Raw genomic sequence first — 23,251 nt, 5'->3', positions numbered from 1 at the left:
TTTTTTCCCTTAAAGTTTCCATTCCCCCGTTTTATAATAGATAAAAGCATACTAAAGGAAGGTGTTTTTCTCATGTTCCACACTAGAAATTCTTCTCAGCACGAAGCCGAATTTGTATTGCTAGATCAACTGGTCGAAGAGGATCACCTGCTTCGTAAAATTGATCAGTACATTGATTTTTCATTTATCGTAGATAAAGTCAAACCCTATTATAGTGAGAATAAAGGTCGTCCTTCTCTTGATCCACTTATTTTGTTCAAAATGATGTTTATCGGATACCTGTACGGTATCCGTTCTGAAAGACAACTTGAAAAAGAAATTTACTATAACATGGCGTATAGATGGTTTTTAGGTTTGAACATCAATGACCCCGTTCCCCACCACTCGACCATTAGCTGGAATCGTCGTACTCGATTCAAAGATACAACGATTTTTCAAGACATTTTTGATGAAATTGTGCTTCAAGCCATCAATCATGATATGGTAGGAGGCCGCGTTCTTTTTACTGATTCGACTCATCTTAAAGCCAATGCCAATAAACATAAATATACGAGAAAAACGATTGAACAAGATACTCAGAACTATATAAATGATTTAGAAGAAGCGATCCAAGAAGATCGAGAGGTACACGGAAAAAAGCCCTTAAAGGTAAAAGAGGAGGTGAAAACGGAAAAAGACATTCGTCAAAGTACGACTGACCCTGAAAGTGGCTATCTTTATCGTGAAAACAAGCCAGAAGGCTTTTTCTACCTAGACCACCGTACAACGGATATGAAGTACAATATCATCACGGATGCCCATGTCACGCCCGGCAATATCCATGACTCTGTTCCGTATCTTGATCGATTGGATCACCAAATCGCCCGATTTGGTTTTCAAGTAGAAGCTGTTGCCCTTGATTCTGGTTATTTGACAACCCCAATCTGTAAAGGTTTATCCGATCGCCGTATTTTTGGTGTCATCGCACATAGACGCTTTCATCCAACAAGAGGATTATTTGAGAAATGGAAATTTCAGTATGATTCTGAACATGATCACTACATATGCCCAAATGGCGAGAAGCTATTATATACAACAACTGATCGAAAAGGTTATCGATTCTACAAATCAGACCCTAAAAAATGCGTATCGTGTCCTTTCCTAGAGAGCTGTACAAGGTCGAAAAATCATCAAAAAGTGATCTCAAGACATGTATGGGAAGAACATAAAGAAAAGATCAGACAAAATCGTCTGTCTGCTTCTGGAAAAGAGCTATATAAAAAAAGAAAAGAAAAAATAGAGCGAAGCTTTGCAGATTCAAAACAACTGCATGGGCTTCGCTACTGCCGGTTGAGGGGAAAACAAAATGTGAGTGAGCAAGTGCTTCTCACAGCTGCCTGTCAGAACATGAAGAAGATTGCCACACACCTAGCGAAGCTAGGCTAGGTGTGTGGGAGGCCTTTTTCTTTAATCTCATCCATCATCATTACGATGAAAATAAAAAAGATTGTAGAAAAACATGAGTTTCTCTACAATCTGAGGACAGAGCCTATGCTCTGTCCTCTTTTCTTGGAATAAGATATCAATCTTGAGATAAATAGATCCAATTGCGGTCGTCGAATTCTTTTACATCATCTGACCCTATATGCCGAAGCATCCTATTAAAGAACATCATGTCATTTTCATCATCGACATCATATAAATCCTTTAAAACATAATCTCTCGTAATAAAATTCGTTAAGTCCGTATTATTTACTAAATCAGCAAAAAAACCTTTTACCATCGTTAAATCCTCTTCACTTAATTTTTCATCATTGATAATGGAAATATGAAAAACATTCAAAATCACTTGTATATCTTCTTCATCGATATAACATAATGGCTCTAGCTTTCTGTCTTCTGCCGTAAACGGTTTTCGCGTATCTTCAATGATGACATAACATAAAATCTGATGATCTTTCATCACGCTGAATATTTCTAAGTCCCTTAATTTTAGTGGTCTATTTAATCTCATCATCTTTCCTCCTGAAAATGGTGATCTATTCGTCGTCTACTTCTCCCAAAACCTGAAAAGGACAGAGCCTATGCTCTGTCCACTTTTTCTCTTCTTGCAAAATCGACGAATCTGAAGCGGTCTAATCGGTGACGGCTTTCTGTGTATTGAAATAAACTTGTATCTTCTAAGAACACGTAATTCTTCACGACGACGACATGATCAAACCCGTTCAAATCAAGATACTTGGCGTCCTCTTCTGTACATGGCTCTACCACAAATTCCTTTTGGGCATAGCTGATTGATACACCGAGCTCTCCTTCAATATACTCGTAGATGGATCCTTCGCATATGTCCTTCGACAAGACCGACACATGCTTTTGCAAAAAGTAATCCTTGTCTAAAATCACTTCTTCTCCACTAATATTACGAGATCGAATGACTTCCCAGACATCCTCCTGCCCATTAATTTTCAGCTGAGACTGAATATACTGATCCGGTTTGATTAAACCAAATTCGTGAACCGTCGTAACGGTCTTTCGGCCAAGCGTTTGGGAAAGTTCTTTAAAGCTGACAAGACCCGAGACGGGGAATTGCATTTTCTCTCGATTCAGCAAGATAGAGCCTTTGCCGCGGATTTTTTGGATATAGCCATTTTGCACAAGGATATTTAATGCCTTTCTTACCGTCTCACGGGATGTGTCATACATCAAGGACAGCTCATGCTCTGATGGCAAAATGCCTTTATCCTGCCATTCACCTTGTTCAATTCGTTTTGCGAGCTGATCATAAATCACTCGAAACTTATTCTCTTTCATTTTCCCTCCGCCCCATTTTCTAGCGTTTGGTTAAATGATAAACGATTGACTCGTATGGACGCAACGTAAATCCCTTCATATCTGCCGGTGCATCCTCATAATTGGATAACAGCACTTGCCCCTCCATCTCATCTACAGCCTGCATAAGCTCATCAGGAAGCGTAAAGTCCGTCTCTCCTGCATAAAAGTGATTGATCACAAGAAGCTTCTCCTCACCGCTTTCTCTCACATAAGCAAAAATCTTTGGATCTTCTGCTAAGAGTAAAGTGAAGCTTCCATATGTGATCACGTCAAGTTCTTTACGCAGCCTGCAAAGGGCTTGATAATGATAGAAAATAGACGACGGGTCCTTTAACGAAGCTTCGACCGAAATGTCGTTATTGGCTGGCTCAATCCAAGGTGTCCCTTTTGAGAAACCTGCATTCTTTTCTGAGGTCCACTGCATCGGTGTTCTCGCATTATCTCTTGATTTGACCTGTAAAATGGCGAGCGCTTCTTCCTTTGATTTCCCTTTTTCAAGCATGGCTTCATACATATTGAGTGATTCGATATCGCGGTAAGATGAGATGTCCTCAAACTGAGGATTCTTCATGCCAATCTCTTCACCTTGATAAATATATGGAGTCCCTTGCATGAGATGAATGGTGGTCGCCAGCATCTTCGCTGATTGCTGATGGTATGTTTCATCATCACCGTATCTTGAGACGATACGCGGCTGATCATGATTGCACCAGAAAAGAGCATTCCAGCCGCCGCCCTCATGCATTTTCGTCTGCCACTCAGACAGAATCGACTTCAATTCCTGAAAATCAAACGGTGCGAGAGCCCATTTTTCTCCGTTTGGATAATCGACCTTTAAATGATGGAAATTAAACGTCATATCCAGCTCCTGCCGATCCGGTCTTGTATACCGAATGCAGTCTGCAATATTCGTTGAAGACATTTCTCCAACTGTCATGCTGTCATATTTCGAAAAAACCTCTTGGTTCATTTCGTGCAGAAACTCATGAATTCTTGGACCATCCGTATAATACATCCGGCCGTCTCCTTGCACAGACTGCCCGGCGTCATCTAAGAAGCGTTGATCCTTTGAGATGTTGTTGATGACATCCAGCCTGAATCCATCAATTCCTTTTTCAAACCAAAAATGCATGATGTCATATACTTGCCTGCGCACCTCATCCTTTTCCCAATTGAGATCCGCTTGGGTGACATCATATAAATGAAGATAATACTCTCCTGTTTCTTCATCTAGCTCCCATGCCGGACCGCCAAATTTTGACTGCCAATCATTCGGCGGTGATCCGTCCGCCTTGGGCTCCTTCCAAATATAATAATCTCGATAAGGATTATTCTTTGACTCGCGTGATGCTTGAAACCACTTATGGAAAATGGATGTATGATTGACGGCTAAATCCATGATGACTCGTATACCTCGATCATGGGCTTCTTTCAGCATGTGTTCAAAATCCGCCATTGTGCCGTACATGTCATGGATTTTTGTATAATCACTAATATCATAGCCGTTGTCATGCTGAGGGGACTCATACATTGGCGTGAGCCAAATACAGTCCGCCCCAAGCTGTTTGATATAATCGAGCTTTTTTGTCACACCATTGATATCGCCTGTACCTGAGCCCGTTGTATCTAAAAAGCTCTTCGGATAAATTTGGTAGACCACCGCTTTTTTCCACCACGGTTCGTTTTTTTGTTGTTTCAATTTCCTTCACCACCACTAGTTAAGTTCTTGTGATACATCTTTCTTCTTTTTCAACTTTGCATACAAAAGGGTTCCGATGAATGGGACGATGAGGACAATGACCATCCCTATCGCAAATGCGCCCCAATATTTCGGGATAATAGAGAAGATTCCTGGAATGCCTCCAACACCAACTGAGCTTGCCAGCACCCCTTGAGAGGCGATAAACATACCGGCTAAACCAGAGCTAATGAGTGCGAAAATAAATGGGAATCGGTAGCGCAAGTTGACGCCAAACATTGCTGGCTCGGTAATTCCTAAGTAAGCAGAAATACTTGATGTGAGTGAGAGACCTTTTTGCTTTTCATCTTTCAAAACAAACATCATCGCAAGTGCGGCTGATCCTTGTGCAATATTAGACAGTGCGAGCATTGGCCATAGAAACGTGCCGTGCAGTTTTGAATTAATCAATTGAATATCAACAGCAAGGAACGTATGATGCATTCCAGTAATGACTAACGCCGCATACAAACCGCCGTATAATAGACCACCTAGTGCTGCGAACTGCTGGAATACAGCGACAAGTCCAGATGTTAACACGTTGCCGATTGCAAATGTAATAGGTCCAATGACGATAAAGGATAAAAAGCCAATAACTAATAACGTAATCGGAGCAACCACTAATAGCTGAATGCTTTCAGGTGTCCGTTTTGTGATAAACAATTCGAGCTTCGCTAGTAAATACGAGGCGACGAGTATCGGAAGAACCTGTCCTTGATAGCCTACCTTTTGCACTTCAAGTCCAAACAAATTCCAGACTGGAATCTCACCGGACTTTTCAGCCGCTCCATAGCCCCACGCATTTAATAAGTCCGGGTGTACGAGCATGAGTCCAAGGACCATCCCTAAAAGCGGATTTCCCCCAAACCGCTTCACGGCTGACCAGCCGATTAATGCGGGCAGGAATGTGAAGGCAGTGCCTGCAATCAAGTTGATCATATTCGCTAAATCAGCCCATGCCGGATACACATCAACAATCGATTTTTGATCAAAGAAAATATCAGGAGCTGTTAAAATATTATGAATCCCCAATAATAAGCCGGCTGTGACGATGGCAGGAAGAATCGGAATAAAAATATCCGCAAGCGTTTTCACAGCACGCTGCAATGGATTTAATTTTTGATCAGAGGCACGCTTCACGTCCTCTTTTGTGGCTTCCCCAATCCCTGTCTGTTTCACCAGTTCGGCATATACCCGATTGACGACCCCTTGGCCGATCACCACTTGGTATTGACCGTTTGCTGAGAAAGATCCCTTCACTTCTTCTATTTGTTCAAGTGCTTTCTCATCAACCTTTCCTTCATCCTTCAGCACAAAGCGCAGCCTTGTCACACAATGTGTCGCTTGATCAATATTTTCTTTGCCGCCGATGGCTTTCACAATCTGATCTGCCGCTGCCTGGTAATCAGCCATGCTATCCCCTCCGAGATCGTTTTTATAAGAAAAAAGAACCAAAAAACTTGTATATACATGTTTGATTATTATTTTATATTTGTATATACATGTAGTCAATAACAAAATGTAGCGCTTTCATAAAAAAAGCCCCCTCAATGTGCTCAGGAGAGGCAGCGTGTCATCATCTTTTTTTATGCTCCGTTAATTTTTCGTAGACCCTGTTTTTATAAAAGGAGGAGGCTGGACGAGCAAAAGTTTGGCGCTTAGATGTGAGTTCATCCAGTCGTTTTTGTTTTTCTTCACATATGAGAGAAAGCTTTTTTCTTTCTTCTCCGTCTATACTGGAGTGAAGCAGCTCTTTGACGGTCATGAGTTCTTTTTTCAGTGCTGTTTCTTCCCCAGCAAAGCCAGCATTTTTCATCATCCGGTAGCCCATTCTTAATTCTTCAGGTACATGAGCAGCGTCATCTTTAGGCAGAGGTTTGCCAAAGCCAGATAATCCTTCAAAAGCCCCGTGATCCATCGCTTTTTTGATCCGTTCTTCTGATAATCTCTGCGCAAAATCCATGGCGCTCTCCTTTCGTTTGAAACGATTTGATTAAGCATAGCAAAAAAGCTGACTCTCTCACAAGAGTCAGCTTTCTCGTTATTTATTGTCGATTTTGAAAGTAGAAACCATATGTGCTAAGTCCTCTGACATATCAGAGAGCTGTTCAATCGCACTTGAAATTTGCTGCATGCCAGCACTTTGCTGTTCTGTTGCTGCCGCTACTTCTTGTGAGCTCGCAGCATGTTCTTCTGACACAACCGAAATTTGTTCAATCGATGTAGAAATTGTTTGATATGCTCGTTCTACCTGCTTGATGGATTGAAGCAAATTGTTCGTTCTGTTTGCAAATTGAGACACTCCGTCGTAAATACCAGCGAAGTTCTGTGACGTGCCTTTCATTTGCTCACGTCCTTCTTCCACTGCCTTACTGCTTTCCTCTACGCTTTCAAGAACACGCTGACTGTTTTCCTGTGTGCCGATGACAAGGTCTGAAACGGTTTTAGCCGCATCCGCTGATTGCTCAGCTAACTTGCGCACCTCATCTGCCACAACAGCAAACCCTTTTCCTTCTTCTCCAACACGTGCCGCTTCAATTGAAGCATTCAGTGCAAGCAGATTCGTTTGGGCTGAAATGTCCGTAATGATCGAGATGACACTTTCAATCTCCGTTGAATGAGATTGTAATTCTTCTGCTGCCTGCTTTGAGTTGGTCATCTTGTCATGTAGCATATTCAGATGATCAAGCACATGGTTCACTAATTTTTGACCAGATTCTGACTGCTCTTGTACGTCAGATGAAACAGATTTCATTTCATCGACTTCTTTTGTGACGCCTTCGATTTGAGTATCGATCTCAGCAACGGATGTCGTACAATCCGTAATATTTGCGACAGAATCATTGATTCCTTCACTCATATTCGTCATAGCTTCTGATACTTGCTGCGCACTTTGACTCGATTCGGTCGTCACTGTACGAAGCTGTGAAGACATTTTCGACACTTCACTAGATGAGTGTGAGATTTTTGAAATGAGCTCTTTGATCCGCGCCTGCATCTTTTGGAAGGATGCGGCAAGCTGGCCGATCTCGTCTTTACTTTCAACCTCTACCATACCAGTTAAATCACCGTCAGCAATTCGGTTTGCTGATTCCATCAAGGAACGTGCTGGTTTCGCAATTCTTCTTCCCATAAAGAATGAGAAGAGTAATCCACCGATGAGTACAATGGCAGATGCAACCGTGATATAGATCGTCAGCTTCTTCGTTGTTTCTGGCACAACAGACGCATCTAAATCAATTCCTAGAATACCCGTCAGCTCACCGCCTGAATCTTTGATTGGTAAAAAGACTGATTTATGTGTTCCAAATGAATCTTTGTAAATATCACTTTTGACTATTTTATCTTCTGAAAGAGCTTGTTTCATCTCATCTGAAAATACATAATCTTGATCAAAATCATTTTCTTCCCCAGTTAATATAATAATTCTTTCTTTGCCGCCTTTATTAGATAGCACGTATAAGTTCTCAAGCGTATGATCTTCTTGAAGCTCTGTGAATTTCTTTTTGACCTCCACATAAAGGGGATCATCTTTCCCACTAATACCAAGGACGTTCCCATCCAGATTATCGATCTCTTTCTTCGCTGTATCAACATCTGTTGTTAATCGATAATCAAATTGCTTTAATAACTGGGATGATAAATCCTGGCTGACTAGATAAAATGTTAGAACGAATAGTGCAACGGTTGCGAGTAATGTTACGACAACGACTGACATGATTTTGGAGGATATCGTGAGTCCTCCAAATTTCCTTTGTTTCGCCATTTTTTCCTACATCTCCACTCTCAGATTTGATTTAAGCATGTACATGTTCAAATTGTCCACAAACAGATGCAATTACATCTTTTAAATAAGATACGATATGAGGGATATGCTCTGGTAACGTATAAGGTGAGATCACAAAAAACTTACTAACACTTAGATAGAATTCTTGTCCTTCTTTTGCATTTACAAGTAAAAACTTCGTTGTATCACCAAAAAACATTTCGTCTCTTTTTTCTCCAAGCTTTTCAAACAGCATTTTGTTCAATTCATTGTTCCGCTCAATTTCCATTGCCGTCGCTTCGCCTGAAATTTCTTCTTGAAAGCGCGGTGAGCCGTCTAGGTAAATTCTAAATAATGTAGCCATTCCGACGTTGTCATCATTCACGACTTCTGCTTGCGGAATTTCTTGACTGAGTGCTTCTCTAAATGCAAGGTTCACCTCTAAAAATTGACCTAGCAAGCGCTGATAGCCTTCAATCCCAAATGTTAACAGTACACTCAGCATGCTGATAGAGCTTCCCATTCTTGTGCATTCAAGTGTATAACCCGTATGGTATTCCCCGTAGCCCCTATGTCCAACATATGGTGTCTCTTGTTCTTCTAGGTCCAAACGCTTTAAGTCAGCAGCGTTTTTCACTAAGAATAAGCTAGATGTGTAAGGTGTTTGACCGAGCTTTTGAAAATCAAAACACATCGTGTCTGCAAGAGAAAGATGTTCGAATTTCGCTTTGATTTCTTCTAGCATACGAAGAACACCGTCTGAGAATTGCAGCGGGTTTTTAGATACATCATACTCATTAAAGAAAGCAAAGAATCCACCCAGCGCCGAATCCGCGTGAATATGCGGCACCTTTAGACCATACTTCTCAGCAATAGCTTCTGCTTTTTCACGTACCCCTTTTACATCATCAATTGCAATGGCATCTGTTGTTCCGGTTGTTGCCACAATATAAACGGGAATCCCGCCATTTTGTGCAACACGTTCCATTTGACAACGTAAATCTTCCATATCCATCGAATGATCTTTATTCGTCTTAATTCTGATCAAGTTGTCTGTGCCAAGTCCTGTTGCTTCCATTGACTTAAATAAGCTGTAATGTGCCGCATCAGAACAAAACGCATAAAGGTTTTGCGGAACTCCTTTTCGCAGTGACTCCGGCGCAACTTTTGCAATCGCTAAACGCAGTCCTGAGAAAATGGCTCCTTGACCTCCCCATGTTGTATATCCCCCGCTCACACTTGGATCATATCCGATGAGCTTAGACATCATTGAGACCACTCTGACCTCAGCTTCCGCTCCTGCTGGCCCATAAACATCCCATAGATTGTTTCCATTTACCAGCATCGCCGTCAGCATGCCTAGAATTCCTGGTGTACTTGCCATCGGCAAAATGTTCGTGAAGAAATACTTTGTGTGGTAAGGATGGTTATGTAAAAGCTTCAGTAATTCTTCATTCACAAGTTCCGCTTGTTGTCCGTTTACCGGAATTTGACTTGTTTCAGTGAGCTTTTGATAAAAATTCTCCTCGCGATTCTTTTCACCCTTTAGGTGTGCACGGTTCGGATCTTTCAGGTGATCGACCCCTGAAATAATCTGCTCCATCAATTTGATAAATTCTTTACGCTCTGCTGCATTTCCGTCCTCACTCGGAAACCAGTTCTGAACGAGGTTGTTTGCTCGTACAGTCATATACTATCAATCCTTTCAATGGAAGATTTCCTGTCAAAGTCTATATCGACCCTAATTCAAAAGTTTATAGTCTCGAAATGTCCACTTAAGTATATTTAGATAATTTGTTCATTCATCAAAACAAATAAAACCCTTACAAAACACATCGAAACCATTTTGTTGATGAAACAAAAAAATATATCAATATATCTTATATCAGGAAATTCCATCCATGTTCTTTCTCCATTCTTCTTCTCATTTTTTTTACTTAACCTGCATAAACATTAAGAAACACTGGAAATACTCTCTAAATCATCATTGTAGAAACCAAATTAATTCTTTAGACTCGTGCCTTTTTACCTGTTTTATTGATATAGCAACTGGAAAATAACTGAATTTTCTGTAAATAATAGGGTGAATTTTATAAAAAGTTTTTCGAAGAGCGAATATTTTCGTTTTCTTCCCTTTTATTGCTCGGACAGGCTGCTAGACACTCTTCGCCGGTTATCACTTTTCTATTTGATCATTTCATGGTATATTCTAATGGTTCGTTTTCTTTCGTTCCGCCTCTTCCGTGTATCGGAGAAAAGGAGTGTTTTTATGAAAACATTTATTCAAAAACGAGGCCTCGGCTTCTTTGTTATTGCAGTCATCTTACTGTGGCTCAAAACGTATTCAGCGTATTTAATTGAATTTAAACTTGGTATATCAAATGTGCTTCAGCATATTTTGCTTTTCGTGAATCCTATTAGCTCCAGCTTGTTCTTTCTTGGCTTTGCTTTATTGTTCAAGAAAAAATGGCAGCCTGCCGCTATCATTGTGATTCATTTTTTCATGTCTTTTTTACTATACGCAAACATCGTGTACTATCGATTCTTCAATGACTTTATCACGCTGCCTACCGTGATGCAGGCAGGAACGAATGGCGGACAATTAGGTGATAGTGCATTTTCACTCATGCGTTGGACTGATATGTTTTACTTTATGGATACCATCATTTTGATCGTACTCGCAGTCCGCATGAAAAAGAAGCAAGCAAGTACAGCTACTGTACCTGTTCAAAAGACAAAATCGTTTAGACTCGTCCTTGTATCCTCTGTTGTAATCTTTGTGATGAATTTAGTCGCTGCAGAGATTGATCGTCCAGAGCTTTTATCAAGAGCATTTGACCGCAATTATTTAGTGAAATATTTAGGTGCTTATAACTTTACTGTGTTTGATGCCATTCAAAATGTGAAATCAAACAGCCAGCGTGCTCTGGCAAATTCAAATGACGTGACAGATGTAGAGAACTATTTAAAAGCGAACAGCGCTGACCCTAACCCGGCTTATTACGGGAAAGCAAAAGGCATGAACGTGATTACGATTTCTCTTGAATCTCTGCAAAACTTTGTCATTGATTACAAAGTAAACGGAAAAGAAGTAACGCCATTCCTTAATTCATTGGCACACGACAACAAAACGTTTTACTTTGATAACTTCTTCCATCAAACAGGACAAGGAAAGACGTCTGATGCTGAATTTATGATGGATACTGGGCTATTCCCATTATCACAAGGCTCTGTTTTTATTAACAAAGCGCAAAACACGTATCAGGCACTTCCTGGCATTCTGAAGAAGGATCAATACACGTCAGCAGAATTCCACGGCAATACGAAAACCTTCTGGAACCGTAATGAAATGTTTAAGTCGTTTGGATATGACAGGTTTTACGATTCTGAGTATTACGATATGAACGAGCAAGATACGAAGAACTATGGGCTGAAAGACAAACCATTCTTCAAAGAATCTATGCCAATGCTTGAAAACTTGAAGCAGCCGTTTTATTCGAAATTCATTACGTTATCGAACCATTTCCCATTTGGAATGGATGAAGGGGATACCGATTTCGAACCTGGTGACTTCGGAGACTCTGTCGTCAATAACTATTTCCAATCGGCTCATTATTTAGATGAAGCGATTGAACAGTTCTTCAACGACCTGAAAAAGTCTGGACTCTATGACAATACAGTCGTCATTATGTACGGAGACCATTACGGCATTTCTGAAAACCACAATGAAGCGATGGAAAAAGTGACAGGACAAAAAATCGGAGATTATGAAAATGCGCAACTCATGCGCGTACCGCTCTTTATTCATGTACCAGGCGTAAAAGGCGGACAGATTCATAAATACTCTGGTGAAGTCGATGTCGCACCAACCCTTCTGCACCTGCTTGGTGATGATACGAAGAACTATTTAATGTCTGGTTCTGATATCTTATCGAAAAATTTCAAAGAGCTTGTGCCATTTAGAAATGGTGACTTCGTCTCTAAGGATTACACAAAAGTAGGCAATAACTATTACAGCAACAAAACAGGCGAGAAAATCGAGCCGACTGATAAGGCATCACAAGAAAATGAAACGGTGAAAAAGATGCTTGAGACATCTGATAAGATCGTCACCGAAGATTTACTCCGTTTCTACAAGCCTAAAGGCTTTACACCGATTGACCGAAATCAATATGACTATACAAAGAAAGTACAGGATGAAGAAGATTCCTCTTCCGCCAAAGATAAATCCGGCACTTCATCAAAATAGCTTTCTCATTTTAAGAACCAGCCGATCCATGATCAGCTGGTTCTGTTTACGTTTGACCCCTATTGCACCGGGTATAGAAAGAAGAAGGAGGGATTTTAAAATGAAGAAAACAACCGCTTTTGTCATGACTGCTTCACTTTCACTCGCTACGTCCGCCCTCATTGGATTCAGTCCTGCAGTCTCAGCACACGCCATGAACAAAACAGCAGTCGAACAATCCGTTCCTCAAGGTCCGAAAACCGCACTAAACAACATTTATGAGCTGGCACATAAAGGACAAATGCCTTATTATGCAAAAGGTCTTAAAATTGGAGTTCAAACAAAGATGGATGTCCATCATAAACTAGGAAATCCATATCCAGAAACAGGTCAAAGCAGCTTTGATTTGTATCATGCTGAAATGGGGAATCCGGGATTTGCTTTTCATTATGATGCAAAAGGCAAAATTGACGAAATCCGTTATTTCGGTACAAATGTAGAAAAAGAAACGAATATCGGCGGAATGACCCCTTCCCTATTAAAGAAACAACTTGGACAAGCAGATTCGGTCAGCACCATTCCACAGACAAAAGAGAAAAAATACGTGTATCGTACTGGAGATTATGAGCTGGAATTTATCGTCGGCCATGACCCAGATATAAATCAGCAGAAGCTCACCGTCCTGCATATTAATCTGGTGAAAGCTGATTCCTAAATAAAAAAAGCATCCTTGAGCAGAAGCTAAGGATGCTTTTTCTTTATTATGAAGCCACTTCTAAATGCGGCTTTCTTTTCATTGTACGTTTCAAGACTGGACCTGCGACATAATCAAGTCCAAATTTGCCTGCATTTCCTTTCGCAGCCATGATGACGATGGCAATGAGCAGAAGAAGCGGGTTGACAGAGACGGTACCAGCTAGTAAGAAAGAGACATTCATCATGCTTCCGAAAAAGGCTGCAGTTGTTGTGAATAATCCAACAATTAATCCTAGACCTACTAAAATTTCCCCCCACATGACCATGGCACTAAATAGTCCAGCATTCGGCAAAGCGACATTTTCTAAAAACCATACATAGAACGGATACACGAGGTTTCCATCTTTGACAACAGGTTCAGCTATCGCAAATTGTAAATATCCTGATGCATCGAATCCGCCTGTTAGTTTTCCTATACCAGATGTGAGCCAAGTCCAACCGATATAAAGTCTTGCTGCCAAAAGGATAACCGCTGCCCATACATTCGTTTGTAAGAATTTTGTAAACATGATGATGCCTCCCTTTAATTTATGTGAATTTTTTCACATTTTCTTTATGATCTTATTATACTACGTTAAAACTAGTTTGTGATCTTTTTCACATACATATTCACAAATTGTTCATGAATATATAGGTCAGGTAACTTTTCCCTTGCTAAATCCGTCTTAGTCATTTCAGACAATGAAAAGAGGTTTCATTTTGTATGAAAACATTATTCCAGTTTGCTTACTTACAGGCGATGTCGTGTCTATTCCCCGTCATGATCTTTGCGGCGCTTGCCCTATCAAAGATAGTGACGATTCCTTTTCTACACCGGTATGATTTCATTCTACTACTTTGCCTTCTTGCCCAGATGCTCATGCTGACGCTTCGGCTGGAGACATTGAATGAATTGAAGGTGATCTGTCTATTTCACATAATAGGTATTGGCTTAGAAATGTATAAAGTTCATATGGGTTCTTGGTCCTATCCTGAAGAGGCTTATACGAAGGTCTTTGGGGTTCCGCTCTATAGCGGATTTATGTATGCGAGTGTAGCAAGCTATATTTATCAGGCACTGTCCCGGCTTCACGTGCAGGTCAGTTCATGGCCCCATCCGTTTCTTTCAATTGGGATTAGCTTGTGTATTTATCTCAATTTTTTTACGCATCACTGGCTCTATGATCTGAGATGGTGGCTGACATTACTGCTTGTTGTCATATTTCGAAAAACGTCCGTCTCGTTTCAGGTTGGCTCTTCTACCTTTCGAATGCCGCTTGTCATCTCTTTCTTGCTGATTGGTTTCTTCATTTGGATTGCCGAAAATGTCACCACCTTTTTAGGGGCATGGCAATATCCAAATCAACAGCACGCTTGGTCTCTCGTACATCTTGGGAAAATCAGTTCTTGGTTTTTACTTGTTGTGATCAGTATTGTGCTCGTCATCGAACAGCGCAAACAAAAAAACGTTCAGCCCATTTGACCTGGCTGAACGCTTTTTTTAATCTCGATCGACTTCCTTGCGGAGATCATTTGCGACAAATTCTACATTCGTTCCAATGATGATTTGTACGGAGGTTTTCCCTGAAGTCAGTACCCCTTTGGCACCTGCTTTTTTCAATGTGCCTTCATTTAATAAATGTGTATCTTCTACTGTTAAACGCAGGCGGGTGGCACAATGATCAATGGCGGTGATATTGTCTTTGCCGCCAAGTCCCTCTAAAAGTATACTCGCACCTGCCGTCTTCGTATCATCGGCTGCAATATCTTCAATGTCTTCATCTTCTCTGCCCGGTGTTTTAAGCTTTAACAGTTTAATGAGGAAATAGAAAACGACAAAGTACACAATGCCATAAAGCACACCAACCCCAAGCAGCATGAGTGGTTTTTGTGCAATGCCAAAGCTTAAAACGTAATCAATCGCTCCTGCTGAAAAAGCGAAGCCGCTATGAATCCCGAGAATGTTCACAATAAAGAGCGAAAGACCCGTTAGTACAGCATGGACACCATATAAGAGTGGAGATAAAAACATAAATGAAAATTCAATTGGTTCAGTGATCCCTGTAATAAATGACGTAAGCGCCATCCCAATCATCAAGCCAGCCGTTGCTTTTCGCTTTTCAGGCTTTGCGGTCACAATCATGGCTAGACATGCCGCTGGCAGACCGAACATCATCACTGGGAAGAAACCAGTCATAAAGACACCCGCGCTTGGATCTCCTTTAAAGAATCGCGCTAGATCTCCTGTTGCCCCGCTGAATTCCCCGAATTGAAACCAAAATAAGTTATTCAGCACATGATGAAGCCCTAATGGAATGAGCAAGCGGTTAAAGAAACCAAACAGCCCTGCACCCGTTGCACCAAGACTTAAAATCCATTCCCCTAATCCATTGATCCCGCTTTGAATCGGAGGCCATACAAATCCGAAAACGGCTGCTAATAAAATGGTGAAAAGTGCGGTCATAATTGGCACAAGCCGTCTTCCGCTAAAGAAACCTAAATATTCTGGCAGCTTCGTATCCTTGAAGCGATTGTACACATAACCTGCCAATAGCCCGCATAAAATACCGCCCAATACCCCCATATTGTTCGTTGAATTAATCGACGTTGTACCAGCTGATAAAATAAAATAAGAGATCGCACCTGATAATGCCGCTGCCCCGTTACCATCCTTTGCAATACCGATCGCTATCCCCATTGCAAAAATTAAAGCCAAGTTTGCAAAAATGGCATTTCCAGCCGCATGAATAAACGGGATATCGAATACATCCTCCCGCCCAATAGCCAAAATAATCCCTGCTGCTGGAAGTACAGCGATTGGAAGCATAAAAGATTTGCCTAGCTTTTGAAAAAACTGAAATACCATTTGTCTTCTCCCCCTTTGTCATCATCATGACTAAACGTGCATGATGCTCATAAAAAATATATCATATGCACATCTAGTTATCTATACCAATTTGTCCACATTCATTTGAATTCCGCTCTTTACTCTTTTTGCGTAAAATGTGGTAAGCTATTGAATAGAATGAAGTTATAGAAAGCGGGAATGAACAGTGATTGTCAAACATGATCATGAGTTAGAAGCCTTAAAAAAAGTCGGCCGAATTGTCGCTTTGGCAAGAGAAGAAATGAAAAGCCAAGCGAAACCAGGCATGTCTACAAAAGAACTAGATTTGATTGGAAAAAAAATATTAGAAGAGCATGGGGCGAATTCAGCACCCGAAAAGGAATATGACTTCCCTGGGACGACTTGTATCAGCGTGAACGATGAAGTTGCTCACGGTATTCCAAGTGAAAAAACCATTTTACAAGAGGGCGACCTCATCAATATTGATATTTCAGCAGAGCTGGACGGCTATTATTCCGATACCGGTATTTCATTCGTATTAGGTACAGGTGATGCTCGTCTTGAAGCATTATGCCAGTGTGCAGAGGATGCATTCCTCGAAGGATTAAAGCATGCAAAAGCCGGTAAAAGGCAAAACCAAATTGGCCGTGCGGTCTACAATACAGCAAAAGAACAAGGATTTACTGTCATTAAAAACCTGACAGGACATGGCATTGGGAAAAGTCTACATGAAGCACCTAACCATATTTTAAACTATTATGATCCTTTCGATAATGCTTTGTTTAAGAATGGCACCGTGATCGCCTTCGAACCTTTTATTTCAACAAATGCTGAATCGATTTATCAAACTGATGACGGCTGGACATTTAAAACACCAGATAAAAGCCTTGTCGCACAGATTGAACATACCATTGTCATCACAAAAGACGAACCGATTATATTAACGAAGCTATAAGCCAGCTGATCCCCTTCTTCATTGGAGGGGATCTTTTCGTTTCCCTTTCACGAATCTGTCACGACTAAACAAAAATGCCTGTGGTAAAATAGGCAAAGATATGCGAAAGGGGTCTTATTTGATATGTGGTTCATCATCATCGGCGTTATCTTTTTGATTGAAAGTATTATCTTAACGGTTGTAGGTATTAAGAAAAAACAATCCATGATGACTTATCTTGGTATTGTCATCATGATTATGACGGTCGGCATGATCATCGTTACCCTCAACCCGCCAAATTCATAAATGATTATTTCCAGCATATACATGGATCATAGGAAGATAGAATCAGTTTTCATTTATTCATACCTGCACACTTTTCACGTCCTTTTTTGTGGTGTTACAATGCAGGCAGTTTCAATTGAAAGGAGTTTTCTATCATGCATTATGGTAGCAAAGGCTGGTATGTCGAAGAATTAAAGAAGCTTGGTGTGACCAAGCATGAAGGAAGAAAGCTTCAAAGCTTAAAAACATATTTCCTTGCAAATCTTCTTGAGCAAAAGAAACCTAGCTCATAAGCGCTTAAAAGCCGTACATCTTATGCTGATGTACGGCTTTTTTTAAATGGGCTGAATTCGTTTTTCTAAAGACTTCCTCACGACATCTGCTAAGGCATCTACTTTAAGAACGGCTTTTAGCCTCTCTGGACTTGTTTGACGATATTTGACCTCGTTCACTTCATGAACTGTAATGTGATGAGATGCTTTTTCTACTAATACTAGAGAAGCATCAGCAGGCACTAAGCCTTCTTTCAGCACTCGTAAATAAAAACCGGTATACCCCGTTTGTTGCACTTCCTTTACAAGCTTCATGTTACCATGCTTAAAAGATAGTTTCACACACGGCTGTCTTGGCTGGCTCACTTCAACAAGTGCTTCTCCTAGCTGAAATACATCGCCAATCCGCACTTCTGTTTCAACTAGTTGGTGCACGGTTACATTCTCGCCGAAGGCAGCTTCCTGTAACGGAACCCCTAAAAACTGCTCAAAATAAGCATAATGATCGTATGGAAAGACGCAGACGGCTTTATCATATCCTCCATGATGAACCAAATCACCTTGACCATCTCCCTCAAAATTGACCTTACTCAAATAGACAGGCTCATGAATTCGCTTTTTGTTGATGGCTGTTTTGATTTCTTTTCCGTTTGCATAGGTCGTGATGGGTTGTCCTACTTGGATTCCTACTATGTCGTATCTCTTCTGTCCCACGTTGACCATCTCCTTTGGTTGTCTCATGGCTATTATTTTACATCGTTAGACAATGAAATCATAGTCGATGCGTGAAGGTCAGTTACATGCTATGGTACGATGAGAAAAAAGGAGAGATGACATTGATTCATTACCATGCCATTGTCACAGGACGGGTGCAGGGAGTCGGTTTTCGCTATTTTGTACAAGGAGAAGCCGTCAATCGCGGGATGAAAGGCTGGGTACGCAACACAGATGAAGGGCATGTTGAGTTAAAGGTAGAGGGTGAGCAGCAGGAAGTGCTTGATTTCTTAAAGACTGTCCGGAAAGGAAGCCCTTTTTCAAAGGTCACAGATATGCAAATGGAGCCGCTCACTGAGTTCGCTCATTATCAGGATTTTTGCATAAGGTAATAAAAGAGCTAGGCTTTTCTCAGATTGTTGACAAAGGGCTAAAATGATGTTTATTTTAGCTCTTTGTCTTCTTTTCAGCGTGATAGAAAACCTTTGCAGCCCTAGGAAGGACGAGCACTGGCGCAGAACGAATTGAACATTCGTGAGCACCAGCGCGCAGACCTGCGGGCGAATGCGAGGGTTTGTCTACACGCTGAAACCTAGCTCTCGCTAGGCTTTTTCTGTTCCATGATAGGGCTTTTCCTGATAAAAATAATTCGGCTTCACAATGGTATTGTCGTAATGCTTGTGGAAGATGTGGGTAGCAGCTGGTGATACCGGCGGAATCAACCAAGTCCAGTCCCCAGTCAGCTTGCGGTCAGCCTTTTCTTCCTGCTTTTCAAATTGTTTGAATTGATGTGCTGCTGTATGGTGATCAACAATGGTCACCCCTGCTTCTCGGTAAGAATGAAGAACCGCCACATTCAACTCAACAATCGCTTTGTCCTTCCAAAGCGACGCATTCTTTGTCGTGTCCAGTCCTAAAATCGAAGCGACTTTTTTCAGCATATTGTAGCGATTTTCATCGGCTAGGTTACGTGCGCCAATTTCTGTGCCCATATACCAGCCATTGAACGGTGCTGCATTGTAATGAATACCACCAATCTCCAATTTCATATCAGCAATAATCGGTACCGCATACCATTTCAGTCCTAAATCACGAAATCCTTCATACTCAGGATGGATGATCTCGACTTCTTGGACGATTTCTTTCGGAAGCTCATACAGAACGGGCGGCTGATCCTTTAGCTGAAACATGAGAGGCAGAATATCAAAGTGCGTGCCCTCCCCTTTCCAGCCATGGGCTTCACACAACTTAGTTAATTCAAGAGAAGCCTCGTCGCCGATGATGCCATACTCCGTCTCATAGCCTGCATAACGAACGAGCTGATGATTATAAATGACGACTCCCTTTTGCGAATGATTTTCTGGAGGAAAGATCGTAATGGATGGTTTGATTTTCCCATCATTTGTCGCATACTCAATATGATGAAAGAGTGCCTCTTTCACCTCTTCTTCTGTCTTCACGTGACGGCAGTCGTGAACATGCAGAGTTGACCAAAATAAACGGCCAATGCAGCGGTTGCTGTTGCGCCATGCCATTTTCGCCCCGTGCGCCAATTCCTCTTGTGTGTGAGTATACGTCCCTTTAGAGTTAATTTCTTGTTTTATTTCATGCAGACGTGCTGCTTTCTCTTCATTTGACTTGCCCAATTCTTCATAGCATACAGAAATAAAAGCTTCTGCTTCATTCCACAACGCTTCTTGATTACTCAAACATACTCGCCTCACTTTAATACGAATATATCCATTGTAGCGGTTTCTATTTATAAATTCACTAGTTTCAAACCATTTTTTATCATATCATCCGACCATTGTCCTTAGAGCGTGGATGAATCAATCCGTTTAAGGGTTTGCTCGAGCCAGCGGACATAGCCTTTTTCTCTTTCAATTGCCCTTGTCAGCACTAAGTAATGCCCAAATTGGGCTGAATGAAGCGATTCAGCACCACGATCTTCCTCTATTAACGCGTGCAGCTTCTGCTTTAGCATGTCTACTTTCTTCGTGCGCTCTAGTAGTTGATGTGTAAACAGGTCAGCCGCTTCTTTTTTGTCCATGGAGGAGATGAAAAATGTTTTGAGCATGAATTCATCCTTTGTTGTTTCTGGGATCGGGTCTTTTGTCCTTAACCACTGATGCAATGCCGCTTGCCCTGCCTCTGTGATTTGATAAACCTTCTTCTCTAGCTTCTTTCCTTGTATACGAACATCAAATTCAATAAACCCTTCTTCTGTGAGCCGTTTTAGCTCAGGGTAAATTTGGCTATGCTTCGCGCTCCAAAACTGTCCAAGGGAATCCTTAAAATGTTTGGTGATATCGTATCCAGTCAGCTCACACTGATCTAGTAAACCAAGAATGGCATATTTCAAAACTCTCATGATGTGCCTCCAACGTTTATTCTTTGACAATATTATACCACAGGCTTTAAAATAAACATGTAAATCACGACATGTTTGAAACAACATCATTCTAATGAAAGAAGGAATAAACATGGATCAATTCGTTGGACTTCATATGATTTATACGTATGAAAATGGCTGGGAATATGAGATTTACATTAAAAACGATCACACCATTGATTACCGCATTCATAGCGGAATGGTTGGAGGCCGCTGGGTTCGTGATCAAGAAGTGAATATTGTGAAGCTAACAAAAGGCGTTTACAAAGTTTCTTGGACAGAACCAACTGGGACAGACGTCTCTCTGAACTTTATGCCTGAAGAAAAACGCATGCATGGCGTCATCTTCTTCCCAAAATGGGTCCATGAACGTCCAGATATCACAGTTTGCTATCAAAATGACTACATCGATCTCATGAAAGAATCTCGTGAAAAGTACGAAACATATCCGAAATATGTTGTTCCAGAATTTGCGGACATTACGTATATGAATCATGCAGGTGTAAATGACGAAACGATTATCGCCGAAGCACCGTATGAAGGCATGACAGATGAGATAAGAGCAGGACGAAAATAAAAAAGCAGCACACACTGTGCCGCTTCTAGATTGTGGACAAAGGGCTAAAATGATGTTTATTTTAGCCCTTTGTCTTCTTTTCAGTGTGATAGAAAATTTTTGCAGTATAGGACACGCTGAGGGCTAAATCATTTTAGCCCTCTAAATCATTTTAGCCCTTTTTATTTAATGCCTAACGTCCTTTTAGATAGCAAGAACCGGTACACTGGCAGTTCATCGCCTACTTTTGAAGCAATAAATCCAGATGACATATAGCTATCTTTTGATTCTGGCTCAAGGGCAAGTGACAACAAATTCGTTTGCGGCTGCGCCGTGAAATATACCTTTGTCCCTTTTGGTAGCTGACGTTTCTTTTGGGTGAGTTCTGTTTCAAGCTGAATATCTGTTTTGCTCTTTTCGTCTCGTTTTGTTACTTGATAGGCTTGTACCGGTACTTTTACACTGGCAGGCAATGTGATACTTTTTAACCCTAAGGTTTGAAGCTTCCGTTCTACCCCTTCATGTCCAGGTAAAACAAGATAAGCTGTCGGTCGTTCTCTCGATATGACAGGAATAGCATCGCTCGCACTGTGAAAGCGTACAGGGACATTGATGGTCTGTCCTTTTTCAATATCTACCATTTCAAGCGAATCATCCACCGGCGCTTTGAAATCATCTTGAATGACCACTTGATCGTCATCATTCGATTGGAGACCTTTTTTCACCAGCTTCAAACGCTCCGTCACCATTTGCTGCTTCACCTGCTTTGCATGTTTCACCGTTGTTTCAATGATTTTTTCATGAGTGGTGACTTGTGCTGCGACGCGGCGGGTAAAGTCCTCTCTTCCAATTCCAATCCCTCTGCTTTCTACAAGAAAGGATAGCGCTGGGGAGAGCGCCAGAGCATTTCGACCAATTCGTGCATCCGTTCCGCCTTCATAGAGATCGATCTTTCCATCCTTTCCTCTTGTGCTTGTATAATATAAATCATTTGAAAATCCTTGATTTGTTAGCGTTTCACGGACGCCGTTCACGTATAATTCATTTGACGTGAGCCGGATGCTTTCTGAAATATTCAAGTTCTTCCCTGATAAGATCAGTAAATCGTGATATTTGAGTGCACCCGCTGATCCGATATCATCAAACTGTTTTTGTCCCACATCGTATTCATGGGCATCAATGACCACTTCTGGTGCATACCGATTAAATTCTTGATGCAGGGCTGTGAGCTCTGGAGATTCTAATGTCATATGATCACGGTTTCCATCCATTCCGTTTGCAAGTCTGCGGTCAAACGCATAAGCACCATCAGGATTGATTCTCGGGACAATGATGATATTGACATGATTGAGTATACGCTCTCCTTCTTCACCAGCTAATCGTTTTGCGATGACGAGAGCAGATTCACCGGAGGCTGGTTCATTTCCGTGTATTTGTGCTTGAAGCCAGATCGTTGGCTTTTTTGAAAGTGGAGAAATATGATGATCCTTTGTAAAGTAGAGGGCTGGAATGGACCGTCCTTCAATGGATGTTCCAATCTGCTTCTGCGTAGCGTAAGGACTTTTGCGGACAATATCACGTAAGAATTGTTGAAGCTCTTCTTGTGTGGTGAAGGCTTCTCCTTTTTTCTGAAATGCGGGGGTATCGAACGTCTCGTCAGGCTCAGGGTATAGCTTCTTCACTGAGGCTGGCTGTTCATAACTCTTTCCATAATAAGGGGTGTCTGCATGAGCTGAATCTGGACTCACCATCGACAAACTTCCTGCTATGAGACATACTGCAGCAAAAAGAATCGTGCCTTTTCGTTTGGACATGCTATCCTCTCCCTTCGTTGATTTGCATTATAAAGAAAAAAACAGTAAAAGTGTCAGTATTTTTCAAAAATATATCTTTTGGAGGAACAGGCATGTTTTTTGTATAGGGCAAATGAATTGAGCCTGCTCGGCAAGGGACTGACCCCCGTTTTTGAGAC

22 protein-coding genes are annotated in these 23,251 nt (G+C 41.3%); 9 read left to right on the top strand and 13 right to left on the bottom strand.

All coding sequences use genetic code 11. The annotated features are described in order from the left end of the window. Positions 1 to 72 precede the first annotated feature (72 nt). Positions 73 to 1,425 (top strand): IS1182 family transposase, encoded by a 1,353-nt coding sequence (locus MHI11_RS03930; protein ID WP_340960248.1) that lies wholly within the window; start codon positions 73 to 75, stop codon positions 1,423 to 1,425. Between the two features lie 136 nt (positions 1,426 to 1,561). On the opposite strand, the gene MHI11_RS03925 is transcribed toward MHI11_RS03930, so the two are convergent. The 7 genes from MHI11_RS03925 to MHI11_RS03895 all read right to left on the bottom strand — a co-directional run bounded on the left by MHI11_RS03925 (position 1,562) and on the right by MHI11_RS03895 (position 10,005). Then, on the bottom strand, positions 1,562 to 1,996 hold the full coding sequence (locus MHI11_RS03925) for a terpene synthase (protein WP_340960500.1): 435 nt from the start codon (positions 1,994 to 1,996) through the stop codon (positions 1,562 to 1,564). Between the two features lie 65 nt (positions 1,997 to 2,061). Further along, complete coding sequence (gene treR / locus MHI11_RS03920; RefSeq protein WP_340909437.1) at positions 2,062 to 2,790, bottom strand: trehalose operon repressor; 729 nt, start codon at positions 2,788 to 2,790, stop codon at positions 2,062 to 2,064. Between the two features lie 19 nt (positions 2,791 to 2,809). Continuing rightward, positions 2,810 to 4,510, bottom strand: a complete 1,701-nt coding sequence (gene treC / locus MHI11_RS03915; RefSeq protein ID WP_340960499.1) for an alpha,alpha-phosphotrehalase — start codon at positions 4,508 to 4,510, stop codon at positions 2,810 to 2,812. A 15-nt stretch (positions 4,511 to 4,525) separates the two neighbouring features. After that, the gene (gene treP / locus MHI11_RS03910) at positions 4,526 to 5,962 is read right to left on the bottom strand and encodes a PTS system trehalose-specific EIIBC component (protein ID WP_340960497.1); all 1,437 of its coding nucleotides are present in this window, start codon (positions 5,960 to 5,962) and stop codon (positions 4,526 to 4,528) included. A gap of 163 nt (positions 5,963 to 6,125) precedes the next feature. Further along, complete coding sequence (locus MHI11_RS03905) at positions 6,126 to 6,512, bottom strand: DnaJ family domain-containing protein (protein WP_034665171.1); 387 nt, start codon at positions 6,510 to 6,512, stop codon at positions 6,126 to 6,128. A gap of 78 nt (positions 6,513 to 6,590) precedes the next feature. Further along, positions 6,591 to 8,315: a methyl-accepting chemotaxis protein gene (locus MHI11_RS03900; RefSeq protein WP_340960495.1), complete on the bottom strand. Its 1,725-nt coding sequence runs from the start codon at positions 8,313 to 8,315 to the stop codon at positions 6,591 to 6,593. Positions 8,316 to 8,346: 31 nt separating this feature from the next. After that, complete coding sequence (locus MHI11_RS03895) at positions 8,347 to 10,005, bottom strand: pyridoxal phosphate-dependent decarboxylase family protein (protein WP_111913159.1); 1,659 nt, start codon at positions 10,003 to 10,005, stop codon at positions 8,347 to 8,349. A 579-nt stretch (positions 10,006 to 10,584) separates the two neighbouring features. On the opposite strand from MHI11_RS03895, the gene MHI11_RS03890 reads away from it, so the two are divergent. Next, entirely contained in the window at positions 10,585 to 12,564 is a 1,980-nt protein-coding gene (locus MHI11_RS03890) for an LTA synthase family protein (RefSeq protein WP_340960494.1), read from the top strand. A gap of 100 nt (positions 12,565 to 12,664) precedes the next feature. Further along, on the top strand, positions 12,665 to 13,258 hold the full coding sequence (locus MHI11_RS03885) for a YjgB family protein (protein ID WP_335351590.1): 594 nt from the start codon (positions 12,665 to 12,667) through the stop codon (positions 13,256 to 13,258). Positions 13,259 to 13,304: 46 nt separating this feature from the next. On the opposite strand, the gene MHI11_RS03880 is transcribed toward MHI11_RS03885, so the two are convergent. Next, on the bottom strand, positions 13,305 to 13,808 hold the full coding sequence (locus tag MHI11_RS03880; RefSeq protein ID WP_003214123.1) for a DoxX family protein: 504 nt from the start codon (positions 13,806 to 13,808) through the stop codon (positions 13,305 to 13,307). A gap of 194 nt (positions 13,809 to 14,002) precedes the next feature. Here MHI11_RS03880 and MHI11_RS03875 point away from each other — a divergent pair, with 194 nt between their 5' ends. Next, positions 14,003 to 14,761 carry a DUF817 domain-containing protein gene (locus tag MHI11_RS03875; RefSeq protein WP_003214429.1) on the top strand — a complete coding sequence of 253 codons (759 nt, stop codon included), beginning with the start codon at positions 14,003 to 14,005 and terminating at the stop codon, positions 14,759 to 14,761. An 18-nt stretch (positions 14,762 to 14,779) separates the two neighbouring features. Here MHI11_RS03875 and nagE read toward each other — a convergent pair whose 3' ends face one another. Beyond that, positions 14,780 to 16,144 (bottom strand): N-acetylglucosamine-specific PTS transporter subunit IIBC, encoded by a 1,365-nt coding sequence (nagE, locus tag MHI11_RS03870; RefSeq protein ID WP_044139747.1) that lies wholly within the window; start codon positions 16,142 to 16,144, stop codon positions 14,780 to 14,782. A gap of 187 nt (positions 16,145 to 16,331) precedes the next feature. Between nagE and map the strand changes: the two genes are divergently transcribed. The 3 genes from map to MHI11_RS03855 all read left to right on the top strand — a co-directional run bounded on the left by map (position 16,332) and on the right by MHI11_RS03855 (position 17,638). Beyond that, positions 16,332 to 17,081: a type I methionyl aminopeptidase gene (gene map, locus MHI11_RS03865; RefSeq protein ID WP_044139748.1), complete on the top strand. Its 750-nt coding sequence runs from the start codon at positions 16,332 to 16,334 to the stop codon at positions 17,079 to 17,081. 123 nt (positions 17,082 to 17,204) lie between these two features. Then, entirely contained in the window at positions 17,205 to 17,366 is a 162-nt protein-coding gene (locus tag MHI11_RS03860; RefSeq protein ID WP_003214360.1) for a hypothetical protein, read from the top strand. Positions 17,367 to 17,500: 134 nt separating this feature from the next. Then, positions 17,501 to 17,638, top strand: coding sequence for a YflJ family protein (locus tag MHI11_RS03855; RefSeq protein WP_003214303.1), 138 nt, complete (start codon positions 17,501 to 17,503; stop codon positions 17,636 to 17,638). A 42-nt stretch (positions 17,639 to 17,680) separates the two neighbouring features. Here MHI11_RS03855 and MHI11_RS03850 read toward each other — a convergent pair whose 3' ends face one another. Then, on the bottom strand, positions 17,681 to 18,331 hold the full coding sequence (locus MHI11_RS03850; protein ID WP_044139749.1) for an MOSC domain-containing protein: 651 nt from the start codon (positions 18,329 to 18,331) through the stop codon (positions 17,681 to 17,683). Between the two features lie 122 nt (positions 18,332 to 18,453). On the opposite strand from MHI11_RS03850, the gene MHI11_RS03845 reads away from it, so the two are divergent. Beyond that, a complete protein-coding gene (locus MHI11_RS03845; protein WP_340913776.1) occupies positions 18,454 to 18,723 on the top strand; it encodes an acylphosphatase in 270 nt (89 codons plus the stop codon). Positions 18,724 to 18,933: 210 nt separating this feature from the next. Here MHI11_RS03845 and MHI11_RS03840 read toward each other — a convergent pair whose 3' ends face one another. Further along, on the bottom strand, positions 18,934 to 20,040 hold the full coding sequence (locus MHI11_RS03840; RefSeq protein WP_340909417.1) for a nitric oxide synthase oxygenase: 1,107 nt from the start codon (positions 20,038 to 20,040) through the stop codon (positions 18,934 to 18,936). 104 nt (positions 20,041 to 20,144) lie between these two features. Then, positions 20,145 to 20,702, bottom strand: coding sequence for a PadR family transcriptional regulator (locus MHI11_RS03835; protein ID WP_111913149.1), 558 nt, complete (start codon positions 20,700 to 20,702; stop codon positions 20,145 to 20,147). Positions 20,703 to 20,814: 112 nt separating this feature from the next. Here MHI11_RS03835 and MHI11_RS03830 point away from each other — a divergent pair, with 112 nt between their 5' ends. Next, positions 20,815 to 21,300, top strand: coding sequence for a phenolic acid decarboxylase (locus MHI11_RS03830; RefSeq protein ID WP_044139752.1), 486 nt, complete (start codon positions 20,815 to 20,817; stop codon positions 21,298 to 21,300). Positions 21,301 to 21,461: 161 nt separating this feature from the next. Here the strand turns inward: MHI11_RS03830 and MHI11_RS03825 are convergent, their stop codons facing one another. Continuing rightward, positions 21,462 to 23,093 (bottom strand): M14 family metallopeptidase, encoded by a 1,632-nt coding sequence (locus tag MHI11_RS03825; protein ID WP_265209062.1) that lies wholly within the window; start codon positions 23,091 to 23,093, stop codon positions 21,462 to 21,464. Positions 23,094 to 23,251 lie beyond the last annotated feature (158 nt).

Origin of the sequence: Bacillus sp. FSL K6-3312, assembly GCF_038007485.1 — a bacterium.
GTDB classification, from domain to species: domain Bacteria; phylum Bacillota; class Bacilli; order Bacillales; family Bacillaceae; genus Bacillus; species Bacillus pumilus.
Note: the sequence above shows the minus strand (reverse complement) of the source record. Positions and strands in the feature narration are given on the sequence as shown.